Origin of the sequence: Niallia sp. Kr1, assembly GCF_050389805.1 — a bacterium.
In the GTDB taxonomy this organism is placed as follows: Bacteria; Bacillota; Bacilli; order Bacillales; family Cytobacillaceae; genus Bacillus_BD.
Genome location: NZ_CP130945.1, coordinates 1,768,879 through 1,792,689, shown reverse-complemented (window position 1 = coordinate 1,792,689; position 23,811 = coordinate 1,768,879). Strand labels below are relative to the sequence as shown.

At 35.9% G+C, this 23,811-nt stretch carries 20 protein-coding genes, 1 pseudogene and 2 riboswitches; of the genes and pseudogenes, 7 read left to right on the top strand and 14 right to left on the bottom strand.

Going from position 1 to position 23,811, the window contains the following annotated elements:
* Positions 1-45 precede the first annotated feature (45 nt).
* From Q5760_RS08910 to Q5760_RS08875, 8 genes are all read right to left on the bottom strand, one after another.
* The gene (locus Q5760_RS08910) at positions 46-630 is read right to left on the bottom strand and encodes a TetR/AcrR family transcriptional regulator (RefSeq protein WP_428911834.1); all 585 of its coding nucleotides are present in this window, start codon (positions 628-630) and stop codon (positions 46-48) included.
* A 187-nt stretch (positions 631-817) separates the two neighbouring features.
* Positions 818-1,882 (bottom strand): ABC transporter permease, encoded by a 1,065-nt coding sequence (locus tag Q5760_RS08905; protein WP_428911833.1) that lies wholly within the window; start codon positions 1,880-1,882, stop codon positions 818-820.
* Positions 1,879-2,610 (bottom strand): ABC transporter ATP-binding protein, encoded by a 732-nt coding sequence (locus tag Q5760_RS08900; RefSeq protein ID WP_428911832.1) that lies wholly within the window; start codon positions 2,608-2,610, stop codon positions 1,879-1,881. The genes Q5760_RS08905 and Q5760_RS08900 overlap by 4 nt, the downstream gene beginning before the upstream one ends.
* Positions 2,611-3,825: 1,215 nt before the next feature.
* A complete protein-coding gene (locus Q5760_RS08895; RefSeq protein WP_428911831.1) occupies positions 3,826-4,404 on the bottom strand; it encodes a hypothetical protein in 579 nt (192 codons plus the stop codon).
* A gap of 374 nt (positions 4,405-4,778) precedes the next feature.
* Positions 4,779-5,021: a helix-turn-helix domain-containing protein gene (locus tag Q5760_RS08890; protein WP_428911830.1), complete on the bottom strand. Its 243-nt coding sequence runs from the start codon at positions 5,019-5,021 to the stop codon at positions 4,779-4,781.
* Positions 5,022-5,255: 234 nt separating this feature from the next.
* A complete protein-coding gene (locus Q5760_RS08885; protein ID WP_428912536.1) occupies positions 5,256-5,891 on the bottom strand; it encodes a pentapeptide repeat-containing protein in 636 nt (211 codons plus the stop codon).
* Positions 5,892-5,981: 90 nt separating this feature from the next.
* A complete protein-coding gene (locus tag Q5760_RS08880; RefSeq protein ID WP_428911829.1) occupies positions 5,982-7,304 on the bottom strand; it encodes a TrkH family potassium uptake protein in 1,323 nt (440 codons plus the stop codon).
* Between the two features lie 2 nt (positions 7,305-7,306).
* Positions 7,307-7,963, bottom strand: a complete 657-nt coding sequence (locus Q5760_RS08875; RefSeq protein ID WP_428911828.1) for a potassium channel family protein — start codon at positions 7,961-7,963, stop codon at positions 7,307-7,309.
* 73 nt (positions 7,964-8,036) lie between these two features.
* A riboswitch (cyclic di-AMP (ydaO/yuaA leader) is annotated at positions 8,037-8,184 on the bottom strand.
* Between the two features lie 583 nt (positions 8,185-8,767).
* Between Q5760_RS08875 and Q5760_RS08870 the strand changes: the two genes are divergently transcribed.
* The gene (locus Q5760_RS08870) at positions 8,768-9,223 is read left to right on the top strand and encodes a hypothetical protein (RefSeq protein WP_428911827.1); all 456 of its coding nucleotides are present in this window, start codon (positions 8,768-8,770) and stop codon (positions 9,221-9,223) included.
* Positions 9,224-9,680: 457 nt separating this feature from the next.
* Positions 9,681-11,441 (top strand): glycoside hydrolase family 3 protein, encoded by a 1,761-nt coding sequence (locus Q5760_RS08865; protein WP_428911826.1) that lies wholly within the window; start codon positions 9,681-9,683, stop codon positions 11,439-11,441.
* Between the two features lie 92 nt (positions 11,442-11,533).
* On the opposite strand, the gene Q5760_RS08860 is transcribed toward Q5760_RS08865, so the two are convergent.
* Positions 11,534-11,983: a YhcH/YjgK/YiaL family protein gene (locus tag Q5760_RS08860; RefSeq protein ID WP_428911825.1), complete on the bottom strand. Its 450-nt coding sequence runs from the start codon at positions 11,981-11,983 to the stop codon at positions 11,534-11,536.
* Between the two features lie 177 nt (positions 11,984-12,160).
* Positions 12,161-12,259: riboswitch (purine riboswitch) on the top strand.
* 63 nt (positions 12,260-12,322) lie between these two features.
* Here Q5760_RS08860 and add point away from each other — a divergent pair.
* Positions 12,323-13,363, top strand: coding sequence for an adenosine deaminase (gene add, locus Q5760_RS08855; RefSeq protein WP_428911824.1), 1,041 nt, complete (start codon positions 12,323-12,325; stop codon positions 13,361-13,363).
* Positions 13,364-13,545: 182 nt separating this feature from the next.
* Here add and Q5760_RS08850 read toward each other — a convergent pair whose 3' ends face one another.
* Both Q5760_RS08850 and Q5760_RS08845 read right to left on the bottom strand, forming a co-directional pair.
* The gene (locus Q5760_RS08850; protein ID WP_428911823.1) at positions 13,546-13,911 is read right to left on the bottom strand and encodes a VOC family protein; all 366 of its coding nucleotides are present in this window, start codon (positions 13,909-13,911) and stop codon (positions 13,546-13,548) included.
* Positions 13,912-14,214: 303 nt separating this feature from the next.
* A complete protein-coding gene (locus Q5760_RS08845; protein ID WP_428911822.1) occupies positions 14,215-15,363 on the bottom strand; it encodes an ArgE/DapE family deacylase in 1,149 nt (382 codons plus the stop codon).
* Between the two features lie 725 nt (positions 15,364-16,088).
* Here Q5760_RS08845 and Q5760_RS08840 point away from each other — a divergent pair.
* From Q5760_RS08840 to Q5760_RS08830, 3 genes are all read left to right on the top strand, one after another.
* Positions 16,089-16,538, top strand: a complete 450-nt coding sequence (locus Q5760_RS08840) for a DUF6376 family protein (RefSeq protein WP_428911821.1) — start codon at positions 16,089-16,091, stop codon at positions 16,536-16,538.
* A 5-nt stretch (positions 16,539-16,543) separates the two neighbouring features.
* A complete protein-coding gene (locus Q5760_RS08835) occupies positions 16,544-16,762 on the top strand; it encodes a YwbE family protein (RefSeq protein ID WP_428911820.1) in 219 nt (72 codons plus the stop codon).
* A gap of 549 nt (positions 16,763-17,311) precedes the next feature.
* Positions 17,312-18,007 carry a hypothetical protein gene (locus Q5760_RS08830; protein WP_428911819.1) on the top strand — a complete coding sequence of 232 codons (696 nt, stop codon included), beginning with the start codon at positions 17,312-17,314 and terminating at the stop codon, positions 18,005-18,007.
* A gap of 1,059 nt (positions 18,008-19,066) precedes the next feature.
* Here Q5760_RS08830 and Q5760_RS08825 read toward each other — a convergent pair.
* The 3 genes from Q5760_RS08825 to Q5760_RS08815 form a co-directional block, all read right to left on the bottom strand.
* Positions 19,067-20,434, bottom strand: coding sequence for an MFS transporter (locus Q5760_RS08825; RefSeq protein WP_428911818.1), 1,368 nt, complete (start codon positions 20,432-20,434; stop codon positions 19,067-19,069).
* A gap of 281 nt (positions 20,435-20,715) precedes the next feature.
* The gene (locus Q5760_RS08820; protein ID WP_428911817.1) at positions 20,716-21,546 is read right to left on the bottom strand and encodes a glycerophosphodiester phosphodiesterase; all 831 of its coding nucleotides are present in this window, start codon (positions 21,544-21,546) and stop codon (positions 20,716-20,718) included.
* Positions 21,547-21,903: 357 nt separating this feature from the next.
* Positions 21,904-22,281 (bottom strand): DUF421 domain-containing protein, encoded by a 378-nt coding sequence (locus tag Q5760_RS08815; protein WP_428912535.1) that lies wholly within the window; start codon positions 22,279-22,281, stop codon positions 21,904-21,906.
* Between the two features lie 643 nt (positions 22,282-22,924).
* Between Q5760_RS08815 and Q5760_RS08810 the strand changes: the two are divergent.
* Positions 22,925-23,779 (top strand): annotated as a pseudogene (locus Q5760_RS08810) (manganese catalase family protein).
* The last annotated feature ends 32 nt before the right edge of the window (positions 23,780-23,811 follow it).

The following is a 23,811-nucleotide window of genomic DNA, read 5'->3' as shown; positions in this document are numbered from 1 at the left end:
GAAATGAATGCAAGTAGTTGCTTGCATTTTTGATGAAAAATTTAACTAGAGTGTTAATCCTCTAGCTAAAACGCTGACCGTATTCTTTAGAAATTCTTCTTCAGTTAAATCCGTAATCTTGTTATCATGTTGTGATCGAGACATAAAAAAACTAAAATTCATCCATATTAAAGCCATTGCTTGAGCTTCAACATTTGTTTCAATCAAAATCCCTTTCTCTCTCATTGAATTCAGATATTCCATTAAACGTTCTTTCAATTGCCTAGGAATATCTGTCATTTGCTGTTGAAGTTCAGAAAATAAGGCTGCTTCTTTTAAGCCAATCATAATTAAATCTCGGTTTTCATCTAAAAGTTGTTGATACAATTTGGAAAACATCATTAAGTCTTTTTCTAAATCCCATTCAACCTTTTCTTTTAGGACCTTTGAAAGAGAAGGAACATAAGATACTTTTTCAATAACAGCTTTTACAATCCCCTTCTTATTATTAAAATGACGAAACAATGTGATTTCATTGACACCAGCTTTCTGTGCAATTGCACGAGTAGTTGCCCCTTTAAATCCTTTTTCCATTATTAATTCGATCGTTGCTTGTAAAATTCTTTCACGTGTATCCAAAATTTGTTCCATGATTAACTCCTATTTACGTTATGAATGTAAGTGATTACTTGCATTATAAAATGAATTCCAGTATATGTCAATTAACAATAGTCAATGATTCTATACTCCTCAGAACTTAGGGCTAGGAGAATGCAAGTTGCCAGTCCCTGCTATCCCACGCTTGAACGAATGAAACAGGGAGAACCGTCCCCCTGTTTCAAAGCTTACGATACTTTTTCAAGGCGAATAGGTTTAAAATAATGAATACTGTTGCAAAAGCCAATAAGATATATAAGTTATTACTAACTTCAGCCAAGCTTAATCCTTGATACATTACTCCTTTTAAAGCGTCGGCTGCATAGTACAACGGCATAATATTTGCGAATACTTGGAGCCAATCCGCCATTCCCTCAATAGAAAAAATACCTGAGAAAAATATTTGTGGCACAATAATGATCGGGATGAACTGAATCATCTGAAACTCTGAACTTGCGAAAGAAGATAATAAGATTCCAAGTGACAAAGCCACCAGTGCTAAGATCAGATTGATTAATATAACAGTCCAAATTGAACCCACTAAAACCATATCGAGTACATGGATGGAGAACAACACAACAATAATCGTTTGTATCAATGCTAGTAAGCCGTAGCCAATAAGGTAGCCTGTGACAATCTCTCCTCTTTTAATAGGCGTTGCTAATAAACGTTCTAGCGTGCCAGTTGTTCTGTCATTTAATAAGCCTATGCCAGAGATTAAGAAAACAAAAAAGAAGACAAAGAACCCTACTAAAATAGGACTAAAGGTATCAAAAAGCTCGGTTTCACTACTTCCATAAACATATTTTGTTTTCATTGTATCCTGAGATAGTAAGTCACTCTGCATTCCCTTTATTTCTATTAATTGTAATTGTTTCTCCCAACTATAACTTTGCTTCACTTTCATTTCTAAGCTTTTCGCTACTGTAGGATCGTCATTAAGCAACGTTATGATTGTGTCATCGCCTTCTACATGTAAAAAGCCATCTAAATTTTCATCCAATATCGTTTCATTAACATTCGTAACGTTGTTATATTCCTTTACTTCAATATCCTCTTCTTCTAATTTTTCTATGATTTGCTGATTACCATTAGCAACTCCTAAAACGGGATGAACGGTATTTCCATTAAAGACTAGGTTCATTAGGGTTAATACTAATAACGGAGCTACAAAGAGAAGAGCCAGCGTCCGTTTGTCTCTGAGTATTTGCAATAAAATTCTCTTAATAAGCGCGACGGTTCTCATTGTTTTTTTCTCCCTGCATTTAAGAATACTTCATCTAAACTATTAACCTCATATTGTTCTTTCAATTGATTAGGTGTGCCCGTTGCTATAAATGAACCATCTCTAACCATTGCGATATAATCACATTTTTCTGCTTCATCCATTACATGCGTTGTGACAATAATGGTTTTTCCTTCCTCGTTTTTTAATCTTAATAGCTCATTCCAAATACTTAATCTTAATTCCGGATCAATTCCCACAGTCGGTTCGTCTAATATCAGAACTTGAGGATTGTGAATGATTGCAATTGCTAGGGATAATCGACGCTTCATACCCCCAGAGTAGGTAGATACTCTTTTATCAAGGTCTGCAGTTAAGTTAACGAGTTGTACAGCATAGGCCATGCGTTTTTGTTTTTCCGTTCGATCTAATTTAAAAAGTGATGCAAAAAACAGTAAATTTTCCTTTCCTGTAAGTGCTTCATATAATGCATCAGATTGTGCCATAAAGCCAATTTGCTGCAAGATATTTAAATTAGGCATTTTTTCACCTAATAAATAGATGGAACCATTATCTGGAATATCCATTCCAATCATCATCTTGATTAGGGTTGTTTTTCCAGCTCCTGAAGGTCCTATAAAACCATAGATATGACCTTTTTTAATATCAAAGTTGATATCTTTTAATACCACTTTCTTACCGAAACTTTTCGTTACTTCTTGAACTTGGATCGTATTGGTTTCGCTCATTTTTATCCCTCCTCTTTACTCTTATCGACAAGTCACTGTACTTATCGACCGACCTCTATCCGATTCAGATAACATTTAAGATTTGAACAAATAATGATACACATAGACTTATGAAGAAGGTTATCATCCAATTTACTTTTTTGGTTGTCTTTAAAAGAATATTTAGTACCGAACCTATAGTCATACAAACTAAAAAGGCGAATAAAATCAGAATAAATTCCAAAAAATTCCCTCCTATCATTTTCACTTTACCACATACAACCAAATTCCTTTTTGAAATATTCTACTTAATCGAATCGCTAAAGGTTCTTTCTTCTATCGTCAAGTTTTTTTGATAAATAGAAACATACTAAACCAGAACTTAATGAAATCAGAAAAGGAAGAATAGCCAGTAAAGGCATAATCATTGTCCAATAGAGTAAGTATGCACTTATGGAAAATATCAATAAACTTACAATAAATAAAAAACTCGATACAAACTCTTTTAATGCAGACAAAGGAATCGCCCCCACTGAGACATTTTTAGCACTTTCTATCATTAAACTGCTTTTAAGTGAACAAGTTTGAATTTGATTTATCAGTAGAAGCACCCCTTTTATGAAGAACATTCAATCACCACTACTGCCGTCTAAATCTATATTTATAAAATCATCCCACTTTCATAATCGTAATATTTTTTCTCCTAGGGCCCAAGTATCTTTCCTACTCTGTTTAATCTAATTTGTTTAATAACAATGGCTAATAGAAACCCTACCAATGCTACACATAGTAAATAAATGTTTTTGAAAGTTAAAGTTAAAGCCAAGAGTAACAAAGAAGACACTACGATTATTGCTTATACTTTATTCATAAAAAATTCCAATCACCTCAATTAAAATATAATTGAGACTATCTAATCGTACGATTTACGGATCATGAATGTTTCACAATCTCTCGTTACTTCAGTATCAAACTTGTAACACAACTAATAAGAAAAAGCGATTTCTTATTAGTTACATTCAAAAAATCATTTTTGTTAGGATACACCTTCTTTCATTAGTATTGTTTAAAGTGTTCTTGAAAATATTTATTATCATAAAGGTCTGTGCTTGAATGGCGTTGCCTTATACTATTCCATTTATATAAAAAACAAGCACAAAACCTTATTTCGGAAAAGCACTTTTAGTTGTAGAACAATAGTTTAAGTGAGATTAAAAATTCGTTTTACATGGCCCTCTAATTCAAATTACTAAGGTCAAATCGGGCGACCTCCTCATCCTCAATCGTTACAATTAACGCTGCATCTATAGCATTTTTCTTCAACCTATCCAATTGTTGGGAGGAAGGGGCAACTCTAATCTCAGAGTTTTCTTCTACTGCTCCTAAATCAAGATCAAAGGTATATTCTCCTTCTTGGTTGGGTTCAATAACGGGAATACTCGTTTTCCCCACACTTAAATTAGCTTTTTTCAATTCTGCTTCGTCATAAATATTAAAACCGATGATTTCTTCTGAAACTGATTTTAGCAGTTGATTGGGTTCGATATAAACGTTGATCCCATCATCAACCTCAAATGTATCATTATTGATATTTTCCATTCCTCCAAGAGTCTTCTTACCCGTATTCTTTAAGACAAAATGATAACTAAGTGAAATCGGCTGTATGATCTCACCTTGCTTGTCGCCAGTTGAAACACTAATACCTGTTGACCGATTACTTATTTCTACTGTTGCATCTATCAACTCTAAAGAAGGATTACTTGAACAACCTGACAATAGCAGTAATATAATGAAAATACTCGTTAAACCCCTCATGAAATCTCCCCCTCCATCATGCATATCTACTATTATTTTACAATAAAAAGGTGCCAGGCACCTTCCATTTTTTAGGAAATACCTGACACCATTTACGTGCGCTATGGCAAATGGATTAGGGGATTGTAAAAGTTCTGTTTCCGATTGAGAAGCAATTCGATACGTATGTAGAAATAATTTTTGAATCTCGACGTGAACATAAACCCATGTTCTTCATCCGTTTTTAATTTTTATTTCACTAACTTATTTGAAACTCGTTTGTTACTAGCAGATTCAGGAATAATGGTCTGTAGATACTGAAATGATGAAGGCTTTGCAAAGTACAATTAGAGACCAGAAAAAAGCACCTTCCAATATTTGGAAGGTGCTGGCACCTAATTTAGCATTTTGATGCGTTTTTCAACTTCAAGAAAAAACTCGCTTAAAAGCATATCAAACGCATTAATTATTTTCAGAAGGGTGGTTATTAAAGGATTGCCCTGACCTTTTTCAAATTTGCAAATTGTTTTGATATCTAGACCTGATTTTACCGCTAATTCTTTTTGTGTCCATTTGCGAATTCTCCTATTCTTCTCAATTTCATTACCTATTTCTAAAAAAATGTCAGTAGTTTTCAATGAAATTCCTCCTTTATAAGACTATTAAACACTTTTTTAAAATAATCGTACATTGAAGTTTTTAAGAAAAAGTTGGAGGAGTGCAAAACTTTTCAAAACACAGGTAAAACACTGGGACGGTTCTCACGTTTCAAAAAAGTAAAATCAAACATAAGTTTACCTTCCACATGTTTCCGAGAGAGTGAATGGGAGAACGTACCTGTCACTGCTGACCCATTTTCGAACAAAACTAGACTAATCTTTAATGATCAATCCCATTAGGGAAGCGAACTGAATAGCCTGATAGGTTGATACTTTGCATCCCTTTAAATCATTTATTGAAACAGTAAGTGATTCAAAATTCGAGGATCTGATATCTATACCTTTTAATGATGTTTGTTCGAAGTTTGCATCATTAAGGTTACATATCTCGAATTCAACCTTTTTTAGGTTACAATCATAAAAATCTGCATTCTGTAATGAAACTTCTTTAAATATAACTTTTTCCAGTTTTGAGTTTCCGAATGCAGCTAAGTTTAATACCGAGTTCTCAAATTTTACATGACCTATGTAGGATTCTGGAAATTCACAACCGACTAATTTGCTGTTCATAAATTCGACTCTATGAATGGAGGCTTTGCTCATATTAACATTTGATAAGTCACAATTCTCAAAACAGACATCCGTCATATCTATATTACTGAAATCGGTATTCGTAAATTTGCAATTCTTTATCACTGCATTATATAGTCGTACCTTATCTACAACTTCATTTGAAAAATCAATGTCGGTGATGACACACGCTTCAAGCATTAGATCCTCTGCAGTGTAGATATCATGAAAATCCCTTTCAGATAACTCTCGTGATATTTTGGGGAAATCAATTTTCATACAATACCTTCTTTCAGATAATGAAGAAACGCGGGGACGGTTATCGCGTTTCATTTTCTCAGAATGAAACACGGAGAACCGTCCCCCTGTTCATCCTGTCAGAATGCTTTCACTTGGATAGCGAATGTTGGTTTTATCTGGTTTCGCTAATGAGAAAGCTAGAGTTAGGGGACCGAGTTTTCCTAGAAACATGATAAATATGATCATGACTTTCCCAAAAGTCGTAAGTGTGGCGGTTATCCCCATCGATAATCCAACGGTTCCAAACGCTGAGACTACTTCAAATAATAAAGGCAGAAATGACGCTTCTTCTGTGATATTTAACAAGAATACTGCAATAAATATAAAGGTTAAGGAAATCGTTGAAATCGCTAAGGAGCGAAAAACAATTTCATTGCTAATCGATTTTCTTCCCGCTACCACTTCTTTTTTTCCTTTCAGATAAGTGATAACGGCTAAAATCATCACGATAAAGGTCGTTAGCTTAATTCCGCCACCGGTTGATGCACTTCCCGCTCCAACGAACATAAGCAGTACCATAAGAAAAATCGTCGATTCATCTAAACTTCCTATATCCAATGAATTAAAACCCGCTGTTCTTGTTGTGACAGCTTGAAAATAGGCCGCCCACCATTTATCCCCTACTGAGGACAGTCCTCCTAAAGTATTCGGATTATTCACTTCTATCGCAAATATGACCAACATCGACACAATATTGATGACAAACGTACCCACGATCATTAATTTTGAATGGAGAGACATTTTTTTAAATTTCTTTTTGGACCATAAATCCATTAAAACCGTAAACCCAAGTCCTCCAATAATAAATAAAAGGGATATAACGATATTAATTACAGGATCCCCTACGTAACCCATTAAACTATCCGACCACAGGGCAAATCCTGCATTATTAAAAGCTGAAATAGAATGAAAGAAACTATAATATAATCCCTGTCCCCATCCCATTTCGGGAACCCATCGAAAGGCTAAAAAAATCATGGCAATTCCTTCAATGGCTAAAGAGAAGATCAATAAATGACGAACTAAATAGATCACGCCACCAATTGAAGTTTGGTTTAAGGATTGTTGTATCACAATACGCTCTTTTAAACTAATTTTCCTCCCTAATGCGATAAAAATGAGAACCGCAAATGACATGATCCCTAATCCGCCTAGTTGAATGAGGGAAACAATCACAAGTTGACCGAATAACGTAAACGTTGTTCCTGTGTCAACAACGACGAGTCCCGTTACGGTCATCGCAGATGTTGCTGTAAATAAAGCATCGATATAACGAATGGGTTCGGTCGTGGCGATTGGTAGCTTTAACAGCATGGACCCAATACCAATCGATACAAGAAAGATTAAAATTAATAGCTGCGAAGGAGACAGATTTATTTTTCTATGATTCATTTTCATACTCCTTTCTGGTCAAACCGATTGATATCTTCGTTCCGACCAATCACCACTAAGACATCCCCTTTTAGAATCTTCTTATCTGGATCTAGTGATACAACAATTTCGTTACCTCTTTGAATGGCTACAATATTACAACCAAATCTAGATCGGATATCTAGTTCAATTAACGTTTTATTATGGATTTTTTCAGTCGCAACGACTTCTGCTATACTAAATTCTTTTGATAATTCGATGTAATCGATGATTTTGTGAGAGGCAATATAATGAGCCACTCGGATCGCCATATCTCTTTCAGGATGAATGACACGATCAACACCGATCTTTTCAAGCACTTTCGCGTGGTAATCATCATGTGCCTTAGCCCACACTTGGGGAACCCCTACTTCCTTTAACAGTAAGCATGTCAGAACACTGGATTTCATATCTTCTCCAAAAGACACAATCGCATGGTCAATGTTCCGAATGCCTAATTTTTTCAAACTGCTTTCATCTAGCTCATTGACGACAACGGCATAAGTAGCAAATTCAGAGTAACGGCTTACTTTTGCTTCATCAATATCCACCGCTAAGACTTCAATCCCTAATTCTGCAAATTCCTTTACTAATGTGCCTCCGAATCTCCCTAAGCCAAAAACTGCAAATGACTTCTTCATTCACCCTCGTCCTCTCTTCAATACATGTAAAAAGACCATTCTTAAGAAAAGAATGGTCAACGATTCTCATCAACCCTTCTCTCAATTAACGCTTACGAGGTTAGCTGTCGGATTAGGGATGAGAGTATCCCTTCTAAACAATTTTGTTAAGATTCACCCCAAGATAAACAAATGTTTATCCAATTTGGTTCCCCCGCTCAAAGACTCAGCCAAAAGGTCTATTTATACATTTTTTACCAACATCACTAAAATACTCCTAGAAACTTTGAATGTCAATCATACATTGAAACAGAGGGACGGTTCTCCGTGTTTCATTTTTTATGCAGACTTTAATAGGTTCGGTATAAGTTAGTATCTTGAGTCCTATATTTTACTGCCATTTTATAAGGGTGTTACCTCTTTCCCTCAGAATGAAACATCAGAACGCCCCCATGTTCCATTCAAATACCTGCTCCCTCGAAAAAAAATTGAACTTTTATTATCGCACAATATCGATTTTTCAATAAACTTCCCTAAAAAATGAAGAAATAAAAGGTAAAAGATCCCTTTAATCGCCACGACATCCCAAACCGTAAATCCGAAAGTCTCGACTCCAGCATTTTTCTAATTCTTCACGACCATGCGAATCGTTCATTTTCTTCAGCTGAAACATATGCATACTCTGTATTTCCTAGCTGGGGATTTGTCGGAAGCTTGTACCGATAAAATTTTGACCTGTACACCTAGTTATTCAACCATGCAACAAAATCCAAACAACATATCCTAATCCCAACACGATTCTTCTAAGAAAGGAGGAAAATGTGTATGTACCCGTATAAGCCTGTATATTTTAGGAATCAAAGGCAGACATTTCCTAACCAAATTCCGGCTTTCCCATTCCATTTACAGAATCAATTGCCCCTACTTAACCAAATGAATGGGATTGGAAGACCAGGTGGCTGGAGTAGTTTAGTTCATCCAGGTGGTTTCTGGAATCCAGGTGGATTAGGAAGCTTTGGTAGTTTAGGACATAAAAATTGGACTGCACCAGTAAATCAGATGGGTTTAAATGTTTTTGGACAGATGATGGGTTTGGGAGGTCTTGGGGGTCCGCCAGGCTGGGGAAGTTATGGAAATCCGATGAGCTTGATGGGCTTGGGGAATAACATCGGATATGGCCAACCAGGAATGTTAGGAGGAATGCTTAACATTGGAAAAGGAGCATTAGGCGGACTGGGAATGCTCAGTAATCTAATCAGCCTAGGAAAGTTCTTTATTTAAGAAAGTTGTGTTAAATTTTGTTGTTATTCCATAAGCCACCATATATGGGGTCATATCATTCGATATGACCCCAAAGTTAGATTATTTCATTAAGCTTTTCGGCAAATTCAAACTATAACATACTACCATTTTTGAGGATGGAACGCCGGGACGGTTCTCCGTGTTTCAATTTTTTGTGGAGGTCTTAATGGGTTCGGCATAAAGAGCACCCTTCAGTCCCTTTTAATTGCCATTTTATATAGTCCCTCCCTTACCTCAGAATGAAACACGGAGAACCGTCCCCCTGTTCCATGATTTTTCTGTGAACGTTTCCAGTTTTTACTGGAAATATGTTTTGTTTTCTAGTATCCTAGTATACAAGAATGTTATTTCGATAAAACTTTTTGAAATAATGCATTCTATATTGGGAAACCTATCACTATTCGAAATTCTATCTTATCAATAAGGAGTGTACATAATGACAAGAGTAGATTTAAAGGCAAAACCTTTTAACTTAACGGATTCTGACATCCAATGGGTAGAAGAAACAATTCAATCCATGTCTACTGAAGAAAAAATCGGTCAATTATTCGTTAACATGGGATCTGAACGTACGGAAGAGTATTTAACAAACGTGCTAAATACCTATCATATTGGCGCTGTTCGCTATAACCCAGGTAAAGCGGAAGAAGTTTATGACCAAAATAAAATTCTTCAAGAAAACAGCAAGATTCCGATGCTGATTGCGGCAAATACGGAAGCTGGCGGTAACGGTGCTTGTACTGATGGTACGGAAGTCGGCGTTGAAGTTAAAATCGGTGCAACAAAGGATCCAAAATGGGCATATGAAATGGGTCGTGTTTCCGGTGTTGAAGCAGCTGCTATCGGTTGTAACTGGAGTTTCGCCCCGATCGTTGACATTAACTATAACTGGCGCAACCCAATCATTTCTAGCCGCTCATTCAGTTCTGATCCAGATTTAGTATTAGAAATGAGCCTTGCTTACATGAAAGGTATCCAAGAAAGCGGAATCGCTCCTGCTGCTAAACACTGGCCTGGTGATGGTGTGGACGAGCGCGATCAGCATTTATCTTTCAGTGTTAACGACTTAACGACTGAAGCATGGGACCAAACTTATGGAAAAGTATACAAAGGTTTAATCGATGCTGGACTGCCATCAATCATGGCTGGACACATTCATTTACCTGCTTATCAAAGACATTTTAATCCAGGTGTAAAAGATGAGGATCTATTACCTGCAACTCTTTCTAAAGAAATCACAACCGATTTATTACGTGGAAAGTTAGGTTTCAATGGAGTTGTTGTTACAGATGCTAGCCATATGCTTGGTTTAACAGGTGCGATGAAGAGAAGCGAACTTATTCCTACATCTATCGCAGCAGGCTGTGATTTATTCTTATTCTTTAACGATCCAGACGAAGACTTTGGCTTCATGATGGACGGTTATAAAAATGGAATTATTACCGAGGAACGTTTACAAGAAGCATTAGAGCGTATTTTAGGCTTGAAAGCGATGCTAGGTCTTCATAAAAAAGCTAAAACCGAAATTTTACCACCAAAAGAAGAAGCACTAGCAAAAATTGGTCTTCCTGAAAACAAAGCTTTATTCAAGGAAGTGGCTGACCACGCGATCACGTTAGTAAAAGACAAACAAGACATCTGGCCTGTTACTCCTGAAAAATACAAGCGTGTATTATTAGTAGATGTAAAAGGTGTACAAGGTGGATTTGGTGCGATGCTCGGCGGAAAAGAAAAAGTAGTCGACATCATGAAAGAATTGCTTGAAGCACAGGGTTTTGAAGTGTCCATTTGGGAATCAACGGAAGAAAGAATTATGAAACTTCCAGAGGAAGAAAGAGCTGCAGCGATTGCAAATGTCTATGCACAAAAGAGACCGATCGCTGAGTTAACCGAAAACTATGATCTCATCATTAACCTTGCCAATGTAAACCCTGGAACAGTACAACGTATCGTATGGCCAGCAAGTAAAGGAACACCGGACATTCCTTTCTACGTCCATGAAGTTCCAACAATCTTTGTATCTGTTCAATATCCATACCATCTAGCTGATGTACCACAAGTAAAAACATACATCAATGCGTATGATAGCAGAAGAGCAAACTTAGAAGTACTTGTTGAAAAACTAATGGGACGCTCTGAATTTAAAGGCGACAGCCCTGTAGATCCATTCTGCGGATTTGTGGATACGTATATCTAATTTTAGACAGAAAAAGCGAATGATTGGTTCAAAAAGCAAAAATCCCTTAGTCCATGACTAAGGGGTTTTTCACTATTAAAATCTTACAAAGCTTAATCCCACAATACCTTCACGACCGCTTTTCTAATCGGTTGTGGTTGATCATCACACATGCCTGGTCTATGGGCATCTTCTGGTGTAAAAATGGCAAAAGAACCTTCTTTTACAAGGAATGTATCCCCTTCTGCTTCTAGGAACATCAGATCCTTCTCTTTGTCAGCCTCAACTACCTTCGTCTCACCAATGTGCGTATACTCCATTTTCTCTTGACCTTTTATTACATATTGAATATCCGCGTAACGGTAATGTGCCTCAAAACGGCAGACCTCCGGTAATTTCGTGTCATACTCTTGAATCATGACAAACACTTTATCTTCTTCAACCGGATAAGTACCCACCTCAAGCGAATCCAAATCATTTTCAAGCAGAAAACGAAGTCCCTTCGTTAATCTCGGGTGCAACTGATCATACATCTTCGCATTCGTTAATTTATCAAGTATCAAAGTAATTCCTCCATTATGTAATATCAAAGCTGATTTTACCATTATAAAACAATCTTCTTAGAAATGAAACAGGGGGACGGTTCTTGTTGTTTCGCCTCTATTTCAATTTCTATTAAATTTTTAGCGCTAGACATGTCATTGACAATCTACCCTTTTTTTATTATCCTTTTAAAAGTCTTTATAAATTCAATATAATTTCGTATAACTCCAATAATATGGTTTGGAGGTCTCTACCAGGAACCGAAATTCCTGATTACGAAGAAAATACAAACCTTGTACTTTCTTCGTATTCAGGAATTTTTTTATTATATCTATATAATTCTTTATTTGGAGGTCAAAATGAACTTTTTAGCATTGCCAAAAATTGAACTTCACTGTCATTTGGATGGGAGCGTTAGGCTTGAAACCATTATTGATATTGCCCAAAAGGAAGGAATCCCATTACCGTTTTCTGATAAGAAAGATTTGGAACAAAAATTGATCGCTCCTTTGGATTGCGATTCCCTTGATGAATATTTAAAAAGATTTTCCCTTCCTAATTTAGTCATGCAGTCCAAAGAAAGTTTAAGGAGAATAACTTTTGAGCTTTTTGAGGATGCAGCACAGGAAAACGTGAAATATATGGAGGTCAGATTTGGACCATTACTTCACATATTAAAAGGACTTGATATCGAAGAAGTGATTCAAAGCGTTATAGAGGGAATGAGGGAAGCGGAAAGCATTTACGAAATAAAAGGAAATATTATCCTGTCTTGCTTGAGGACCATGTCAGTAGAAAGTTCATTTGAAGTGGTCGAAAAGGGGAAAAAGTTCCTTGGAAAAGGTGTAGTAGCGATTGATTTATGTGCATCAGAAAATGAAGGCTTTTGCGAAAGATACGTAGAACCCATCGCATTAGCCAAAGAATATGGATACAGAGTCACGATTCATGCAGGTGAAACGGGTATCGGTAAAAACGTTTTAGATGCTATTGAATTGTTGGATGCTGAAAGAATAGGACACGGAGTATTTATTAAAGATTGTCCTGAGGCTTATAGGAAAGTGAAGGAAAAACAGGTCGTGCTTGAAATGTGTCCAACCAGTAATGTCCAAACAAAAGCCGTTCAGCATTATTCTGACCATCCGATCTTTCAGTTTCATAAAGATGGAATAAAAGTGACAATTAATACGGATAACAGAACAGTATCTGATACGACCATGTCAAAAGAATTCCATTGTGTTAACAATGAATTCAATCTAAGTGAAGAAGATTACCGACAAATCTATTTAAATAGTGTAGAAGCATCCTTTGCCGAACAAGAAACCAAAAAATGGTGCTTAGCACAATTTCAAAAGAAACACGGGGACGGTTCTTCTTGTTTCACTTCTATTTCCATTTAAATCTATTTTTACATTTCTATAAACAAGTAAGAACCTTTTCAATGATTGAAAAGGTTCTTACTAATAGGCTACCGCTATCTTGTGGGATGATTAATTAGAGAAACACTATGTGGCAAACATCAACTGCTCATGAATAATCCTGATGCCTAATTTTTCACTCACACTTAATTGCGTTTGTTCTCCTACTTTTGATAATTTAGTAACCATCCGATTCCAAATTGATCGATTAAGTTAGCATGTAGCGCTCCCCAAAATGTCTGTTGCCATTCAAAAGTAATTTGTCCATCTTGTCTAAGTGAGTCATAAACCCTTCTAATTTCTTCTTCACTATCACATTCTAAAGTAATCCGTACGTTGTCACCTTGATTTACTTTGCTAAATATATCCGAAAAGTGTATGGTACTAGCCCCAAGATGAAGTTCAGCATGTAAACATTTCCCATCATCACTTTTTTGAATATTAGTCATTTCCCCTCCCAATAAATCTTTATAATACTCCATTACTTGTAGACAGTTTTCTACAAACACATAGGGATTTGCACTCTTCAAATTAATCCCTCCCTAAATTTGTTTATAATTAATATTAACACTAATGTTTATTAAATTAACCTCGTTAATGGGTAATAAGCAATTTAATAAAAGGCTTTTTCAACTAAAAGATTACTGATCATTCTATTAACAGGGTGGGGTACAGAGGATTTCAATAGAACCTAGTAAAATTTTGTATGATTTTCCTCAGCCCTATCATCTACTGCACATTGTTTATGTTGAGGAGTTAATAAAAAAATCAATGCAAAAAAAGATGATCACCAAATAATGGTAGTCACCTCTTTATCGTAAAAAAATCACGTTTTATTTCGTTAATCCTAAAATTAATTCTTTATAGATATCAAAGAATGCAAAGTAGTACTCTTTATAGACATATTCATCTGTTTTGTGTGCCATTTTAGTTTCGCCTGGACCAAACATCATGAACGGGAAGTTGTCATCTTTCCCTCGTAATAAGTTTGAGGCATCCGTCACCCCTGGCGAACCTTTAACCGAAATGTCTAAACCTAAATGTTTTTTACCGAGTTCTTTCGAAAGATCCACCATGTTAGACTGTCCTGAAGTGAACACACTTGGTAATGACATGGTCACTTCAACATTAATTTTTGAACCTTCTTGATTGTATTTATTAGCAGTTGTGTTGAATAAGTCAATCACTTCATCGTTATCAAATTCTGGAATCGTACGCACGTTTATTTCAGCTATCGCTTTTTCTGGTACGGAGTTTACTTGGTTCCCTGCATTGAAAATCGTTGTACTCATCACCAATTTATCTAGAACTTCATTTTTACGATTATCGCCATTCAATTTCTCGTCTACTTCTAATAGATATTTCATCAATGGATTAATCGCGTTATACCCATGTTCAGGCATAGAACTATGTGCGGCTTCACCAATAGACGTTACACGCAAGTTAAGCGATCCTTTGTGAGCATAAATAATCGTGTCATGAGAAGGTTCAGCTACCCATAGATAATTGACATCATCCATATAGCCTTCTTCGTATAATTTTTTAGAACCTGCACCACCGACTTCTTCCCCAGTCGTTGCCATAAAACGGACCGTTCCCTTTTTCAGTTCATTATTTTCTTTGAGTTCAATCATCACTAAAGCAAGGTTGACTAAACCTCCTTTCATGTCATTGGTTCCACGTCCGTATAATTTTCCGTCTCTTTCTGTCAATGTGAATGGATCTGACGTCCATTCGCTTTCATCACCGGGAGAAACGACATCCATATGCCCAGAAATGCCAATGACTGGACTCCCGCTTCCAATTTCAGCCACTAAATTAACTCGAGTGTCTGTAACGGGAACGATTTTAGATTCAATGCCGTATTGGGAAAATAAATCCTTCAAATAATTGGCCACTTCAATTTCGTTTTCATTAACAGATTTAATCGCAATTATGTCAGATAAAATCTTTATCTTTTCTTCTCCTGTAAATTGTTTCATCGTAATTCCCTCCAAAATTTTATCCCATCTATCCTCAATAAAAATACAACAGTATTTTACCCAAAAGTCCATTAATAAATGAAACATGGGGACGGTTCTACTTGTTTCACTACCTTCGATTTAAAATTTTTATAAACAAGGAAGAGCTTTTAGAATGATTGAAATGAAGGTTACCCATGGGATAAAGTATGTAGTGGAAGTTATCAATTGCTCATGAAAACGTGGTTGCGTTGGTTCACTAGAAAAGTGAACTGGCACAGTTAATTAAGGCTATTCCTTTTCTCCAACTTCTGCGGACATTGAGTACGGTATTATCATAAATAACGTTATTTTTGAAGACTTCTGGACATTGAGTACTCTATTAATATTTAATTGCTAATAAATAATAACCTTTCAATTAAATAGAGGAACAGATGTCCAACAGAATGTTAAATCACTATTTTTAACTCAAATTACGGAACATATGTCCTCTTTCACACAAAATCACAACCCCCATTAAACCCAGGAAAACTACAGGATGTTACATCATTTAAAAATCTATCGAAGCTTAATGTTCCCCTTTTCTTTCAAGGAAATCCATTATACGACTCTTAATAATCAACAAGGTCCGGTCCGATAAAAGATCTTTAGCTACTCTAATTCTTCATATTTCTAAATCATAGTGAAACTTTTCCTGTATCCATAACGTAAATAAATTCATAAGTAAACAGATGGAGGATTATCAATTGAAAAAAGTATGGATGGGAATATTAATAAGCATCGGGTTAGTTCTAGGAGGATGTTCCTTCATTGAAGAAGCGGGCAACACGGTCAATTATGTCAATGAGGCAACCGATTATGTGAGTGTGGTCAACGACTTTGTGAATGAGGTTCCAACCCTTGCGAATGAGGCGATCACAGACCAGCAGGCTTTTACGGAATTAGAAACGAGACTTCTCGACATGAAAGATGAAATTCAAACTTTCACAGATGTCCAAGCTCCCGAATTCGCTGCAGACTTGCATCAGCAAATCCTTGATTATAGTGAACAAGCGGAACAAGGAATTGATGTCTATTTAAACAGTATGGAAAATGGAGAATTGGACCCTGCCTTATTGGAAAACACAGAAATATTCCAAACGCTAGAAGAGATTTCTACATTCGTGAATGATATTAAGCAATTAGGTCAGGAATAAACGAAATGAGTGAAAAGGAAGTGGATCCTTTGCAAGGAACGATTAGGGAAAATATAAAAATAGGCTTGAAAGTTAAAGTTGTCCAAAAACAAGATCAACGAACCGGAAAATTAACAGAAGGCATCGTATCAAAAATACTAACCAAATCGCCTAATCATCATCATGGAATTAAGGTCATGTTAGAAAACGGAATCGTTGGTAGAGTGAAAGAAATTGAAGGTTAAAAAGCCTGTAAGTCTCTAGGAACGGTCCGAAGCCACTGAAAAAGTTTGTCTTTTTTCAGTGGCTTCGGACCGTTTTCGTATTTCCTTTTTAAAAATATTGGAATCATAAAGCTCTTTTACTAGCATGAATCTACTATGTTTTTAATGTAGTAATAAAATTAAATAACCGTACATCTGATAAAACAAGTCATGATATACGGGTTATTTGTCATGCGTTCCGGAAAGGTGCGCATATTTAATAATTTCGGACTTATTGATCATAAGTGGAAAACGATGAACCTAATAAAATGGTGGATTACACGTGATTATATTTAAGTGAGAAGCATGGGATCGGTCCTAAAATTACGAATTTATTATGTCAAAGTTACGTTAGTTCCATTTAAAAATTGGCAGCTATTCACTTTTTTTCATTAAGACTATTAGTTGTTGTCCTCACCATGTAATCTTTTTATATTAATTTGTTTTCAAATATGTGTTACTGTCCTGTTGTAAAAGCTTATACATATGGATTTTCTTAAGAATAGACTGGTAAAAAAGGAGTTGTTACTAATGACCGATTACAATTACTGTTCGCGTTGCAAATCAAATCCAATTGATATTGATCTTAATCTTGATAATGAGAATAGAATCGAAAATAATCCGGGGAACACAAATACATTCAATCCAGTGATTACAGTCAGTCCTTGTTGCTGCCCTAACAACCAACAGCCCCCTATACCCGTACCACAATCGGCGTTCAGGGCTATTAAAAATAATACCTCGCAATCTATTGAAAATAATCTTGAACTAGTCACGTTTGAAATTGAAGAATTTGATTTAAACAATGAATATATTCCGGGAAACCTATCGGCATTTGTTCCGCAACAAGATGGAGTATATTTAATTAGGGCAAGTATAGCCTATACAACAAATGACCCCACAGCAGATAATTTAGCTGCATTGGTTATAGTTCTTAACGGTGATCCAACTGGTGCAGGTAACATCTTAGAAGTTAAGAACGATTATATGCTTGAGGGTATCCAAAATATTACAACTATTACTTCTATCATTCAATTACAGGCTGGGAAGCCGGTGCAAATCTATGCTGCTTCTAGAGAGCCAGGTTCAATATCTAGTGGATTATTAGCAAATTTTGAAGCAGCAAGGTTAGCCACATTATCAACTATAGGTAATTCCCCGATAATCAACTCTTTATCCCGACAATCAAATCTAACGCTTGAAGAGCTTCAAAAATCAATATTTTAAACTTTGATAAATTTCAGTTACTTATCGGAAACAGGAGAAGACATACATCCAATTCAGAAGGAACTAGGACAAGTAATCCAAAGGTAACGGCAAGATATTCGCAAAAATTAATAATAGAATAGTCCAAAATATATCATAAAAGATGATGCCTCTTTAAAAAAAGACTAAGCCCTTAAAATCTTTTTTATAAGAGCTTGGTCTTTTTAGTTAGCATATAAACTACATATAAACGAACGTTTAAAAAATAGGATAAATAATGCCGGAATGTCTTCTGTATTGTCATGACTTTTTTTTACACCAGCCGATCTAGAAATACCTCACACCCTTAATGGGTGTTTTTTGTATGGAAGGGATATAGTCAGGATGATCCGGATTTACTATTTATCTTTGAATAAGTCGGAATTGGGCAAAATTGATTAAAGGAAAAAAGAATGATGCTATCAATCATAGGTAAGGTTATAAAGCGTGTGGTTGAATTAGTCAATGAAATATTATCAAAGATAGGAATATATGGAGTCATTATATCGACAATATTAGTTTTAGCGAAAATAAATCCGATACCTTCTATTTCATCTAGTTGGGTAGAATTGAAGTTGTCCACTAAAGAAAACAGGGTATATTCGGATAATATGGACTTTTATTAAAGATATTTTTTATTTACTTTTTCTTTTAATGATTACGATATATTTGTTTCTAATAAAAAAATATAAATTCCACAGATTACAGTTCTCTGTGGAATTATACTCTTAGTGATATTTATTTGGATTTACATTTTAGATCTAAAAGAAAACTCATGTTTTGACCTTGTAAAATCTAATAAAAAGAAATAGAAAAAAGTTTTGTTATACATGTTGTTCTTATTGCATTTTATTTTAACTGTATTTACATTACCTTCTTACCATTATTCTACAAATAAAAGTTACGAAACGCTGGGACAGTTCTCTTTTTTATAAATATTGGAATCATAAAGCTCTTTTACTAGCAGGCATCCAATATGTTTTATGAGGGCGTTCACCCCCGCTCTTCCCAGAATGAAACAACGAGAACCGTCCCCTTGTTTCACTGAGTCCCTCTGGCTCCCCTTTTTGTGATGTAAAACATGCCTGGTATTAGGATAAAGGATACTACGAGTAGAACGATGGTCATTCCGTTTTTGCTTTCATCATTGATGCCTGATGCAAACATGATCCCGTATACACTTGAGGCCAGGATGTTTCCGATAAATCTGGATGTCATGAGTAACCCTGAAGCAATTCCACTTTGTTTGGTCGTCACAAACGAATACAGAAGGTTTTGCAAGCTAATGCTCAGCGTTCCGTTGCTGATCCCCATGATTGCTAAAATCAGAAAAAGCCAGTACAGTGGGCTATTTTCATTAGCCGTTAGCAGCAATCCAACCCCTACGATTCCGACCATTCCCCCAAATAGTAAAGGGATTTTAAATCCAAATGATTCCGTCCAACGCGTCGTAATCGGTGTCATGAGCATCGAAAAGACGGAAATGGAAAGCATCATCATCCCGGCTGTTTTGGAGTCCAACATCATGACCTTTTGTAAGTACGTGGGGATCGATAACAGCAGGGCGAAAAAAATCACCGTCGTTAACACATATTGAATATAAATAAAAGAAATGTTGAGATTTTTCGTTAAAAAGTGAACATTGATAAACGGCTCAGATCGTCTTTTTTCATAGTAATAAAAGAAAAGAGTGATGACGATTGAAAAAATAAGTTTCCATAAATCGAACCCTTTTTCCAATGATTCTAAAAAGATCATCCAACTTGTCATGAGTAAAGCAAATGATAAGATGCCAATAAAATCCCATTTATACCGACCATCTGTCCTTTTCTGATCATTCGGGATCATCTTAAACGCCAATAAAGCAGATAGAATGATAACAGGAAAATTCACATAAAAGATCACAGGCCAACCGCCATACTGGATTAATAATCCACTGATGGTAGGTCCAAATGCAGCAGAGGTGGTAGCGAAGACAGCTAGTGTCGCAATAACCCGATTTTGATTTTTTTCAATATAGGAACGGACCATTCCAATTCCAGCCGGATAAAGGGCTGAGGTTCCGATTGCTTGAATCGATCTCATGCCTAGCAACACCATCATATTCGGTGATAATGGGGCGAAAAAGGAAGAAATGGCGACTAATCCGAGTCCGCCTAGAAAAATTCTTTTCCTTCCATAATAATCACTAAGTTTGCCAAAAAGAGGTAAAAAGATGGCACTAATAATAAAATACGAGGCAATTAACCAAGAAATATCTCCAGCGGACAGTTGAAATTCATTTTGGATCGATGGTAGCGCCACCGTAATCATCGTGGTATTCAAAGGGTTTAAAATGACCCCTAGTGCGATGGCCACGATTAATAATCTTGGTTTTTTCACTTCCGATATAACATTTTGCTCTGACATAAATAAAACATTCTCCTCATATTTAAAAATACAAATTCAACATTCTCACGTACTTATTTAATCAATAAAGTCCTTCCACATCAAATAAATGGATTAATAGTTTTCACGTAAATCTGAGTTTATTTGATTGTAAGGTTCTTTTCAAGTCTTATTCATTTATGAATATGTGGATAAACAGAGTCGACGATTTGGTTGGTTTAGACAAGCATAAACCACCATTAATCATAGCAAAAAAAGGAATAGGAACCCTACCCCTTTTTCTAAAGCTTTTTACATCATGATTAGTTTCTTGGATCTACATAATCTGGATAATCAGAAATAATGGCGTCAACTCCCATATCGAATAAGAAGTCTGCTGCTGCTTGACTACGCACTGTCCATGATCCAATTTGCATACCGAGAGAATGCACTTCATCCACTAATTCTTCTGTAACAATTCCATAACTCGGGTTAAACCAATCAGCATAGGTGGCAAATTCTTGTAAAGCTTCTGATGTTGTGTGCGCACGATTTGAAGTTAACACACCAATTGGCGTTTTAGGAAGAAGCTCATTCATTTTTTTCATCGATTCAAAGTTAAAAGATTGAATAATAATCTTTTCATTTTGTGGTTTATCAAGATTTCGTTCTTTTAATGCTTCTGCCACTTGTTCTTCAATCCCAGGGTAGAGTTCCGGAGCCTTTAATTCAATTAAAATACCAATTTTTCCACGATAACGGTCAAGGATCTCTTCAAATGTTGGGATTTGTTCACCAGCAAATTGTTCCCCTTTCCAGCTACCCGCATCAAGGCTTCTAAGCTGTTCAAACGTTAAATCCCCTACTCTACCGGTTCCATCTGTTGTCCGATCTACCGTTGTATCATGGATCAGTACTAATTTGCCATCCTTACTTCTTTGAACATCAATTTCAATATAATCGGCTTTCATATCTACTGCCAAATCAAAACCAGCAATTGTATTTTCGGGTGCATATGCGGTGGCGCCACGGTGTGCTACATTATCCACCTGTTTTCTTTCGCCTACTGTTGGTTCCGCTGCAAACGCCTGACTAAATGGGTTGACTAACAGCGTTAATGCTAACCCTGCACCTACTATTAATTTTTTGTTCATTCTCTCCATCTCCCTATCTATGATATGTATACAACTGTTATTCTAGAATAGGGATGTTGATCTAGTATGTGATTATGTTTAAAGCTCTTTGCAATTTCTGTTAACAAAATTCAACCTTTCTTCTTAAGATCTTTTACAAAACTACCATTGATTTTAATTAAAAGGAAAATTATACCATTACCTATTACCTGACATTTATGGCTAGAAGCACAAGGTATTCCTTATACTATAATATTGGAGTGAAGTATGCAGAAACAGAGGGTTGCCATTTCATAAAAGCAAAAAAATCCTGCTTTTGCGAAATCAGGATTTTAATCAAACTTTAAAATTATGAATGATCTTAAAAAAACAGCTTATTTAATGGATCTGAGGTTTATAGTCCACTATGTCTCCCTCGTCATAAGCTTCTTGAAATAATGGCGGTGTTTTCGCTTCAGACTGATTTTGTGATGAGGAACGAATACCATTTTCGGCTAAGATATCCAAAATTTTTTGAATATCTTCTTTGGTTGCCGGTGCTTTGTTTGGCTTTAGGATAGTTGATATCTTACCATTTGACTCTAATAATGCCAATTCAACATCTGCGACACTTCCTATGCTTTTTTGGCGAAGTGCACTTTGCATCTCATCTGTCGTTAATCTGGCTTTTTTTAGCTCTTCTAACTTCATCTTTCCATCTTTAACTAGTACTGATGGTACTCCATTAATAAACTTCCTAGATTTAGGTAACCATATTTGTATTTTTGCTACTAATACAATTCCTATAATAAGTAAAGTTCCAGCATATATTGCTTACCATTCATCCTTTAATGATAAAAGTTGGATTAGGACAGCACCAATCGAAATCCTCAACACAGCTTCCGAAACTATCGTTTCTGCAAGCGATCTCTTTCCAGCGAAATGTAGAAGATATATTGCAGCACCAAAATTAACAATGCCTTTAATAGATAAGGTAAATTAGATAGATCTTCTAAAACATCCATTATTTCTCTCATTCCTTGAAATTTTTTTGTTATTATCTGTTAAATCAACCAAAAATGTAGATAGTCGTTAGAAATTAGATAATAACAAAAATTCAGGTAAGGTGTTTTTTAAAATGTAAATATAGGCTTATACCCTAATTTTCTACATCAACTAAACCGTCCGTTCGTACAATAACTTCAACATAAAAAGGGTTAATCCTTTTTGGTCATAACTCCCCCCATTAGCTTAAGTAGGTTCTTCTCAATAAGCTATTTCCCCTGTATTGAGATTTACAAGATCTTTAAGATCCCTATTTATACGACTTAATCAATACAAAGCAATAAGTATTTTTTGTCCTTCAATAAGCAAAATAAAATATGGCTGATGCCTATAAGATGTGAAAGTGAGGAAAACCATGTATTTTTACAGAGAAGATTTAATTAATATTATTGTACCAGACAAACCTGATCCGGCTGCAGCAAAGGTCATGCAGGAAATCCTTGGCGGGCACTTTGGTGAAATGCGTACTATGATGCAGTATTTTTTCCAGAGTTCAAATTTTCGCGGAAAAGATAAGAAATACCGGGATCTGCTTCGGGGAATTTTTTTAGAAGAAATCGCGCATGTTGAACTTGTGCAGACGACAATCAATCAATTGCTGAATGAATCTGGGGAGCCGGGAGTAGGTTCGGATAGTCCAAGTGGTGCACCATTGTCAAGTCCGGTACAACAAGCTAATCCTCATCATTATATTATTGGTGCACAGGCTTCTCTTCCAGTAGATGCAGCAGGAAATCCATGGAATGGTTCCTAGGTGTACAGTCATGGGAATTTGATAGGAGACTTGTTGGATAACCTTACATTGGAATCAACTGGAGTTCTGCAAAAGTCAAGAATATATGAAATGAGTTCAAATAAAACGTTTAGAGAAACACTTGCGTTTCTAATTGTTCGGGACAATGCGCATCAAAATGCGTTTGCCAAAGCCCTTGAAACACTTGGAGTAGACTGGGGGAAATTATTGCCGGTTCCAAACTATGATATAAATAAATACCATGAATTCCGGAAGTATGTAGATATGGGCCTCCACAATGCCCAGTTTAATTTCAGGCTGGATGATACTTTAATTGCGGAGGTTTTCTCTGGAAAATCTCCAAGCAGGAATGACCATGAGCTTCAGGTTATTCCTCCACCGGTAGGTCATCCAGTTTCAGAAATGCCTGAGATGCCAAATGAACACGCCCCAGGAATAAGTGATTTGACTAGATAATGAATGACCTACTCTTTAGAGTGGGTCTATTT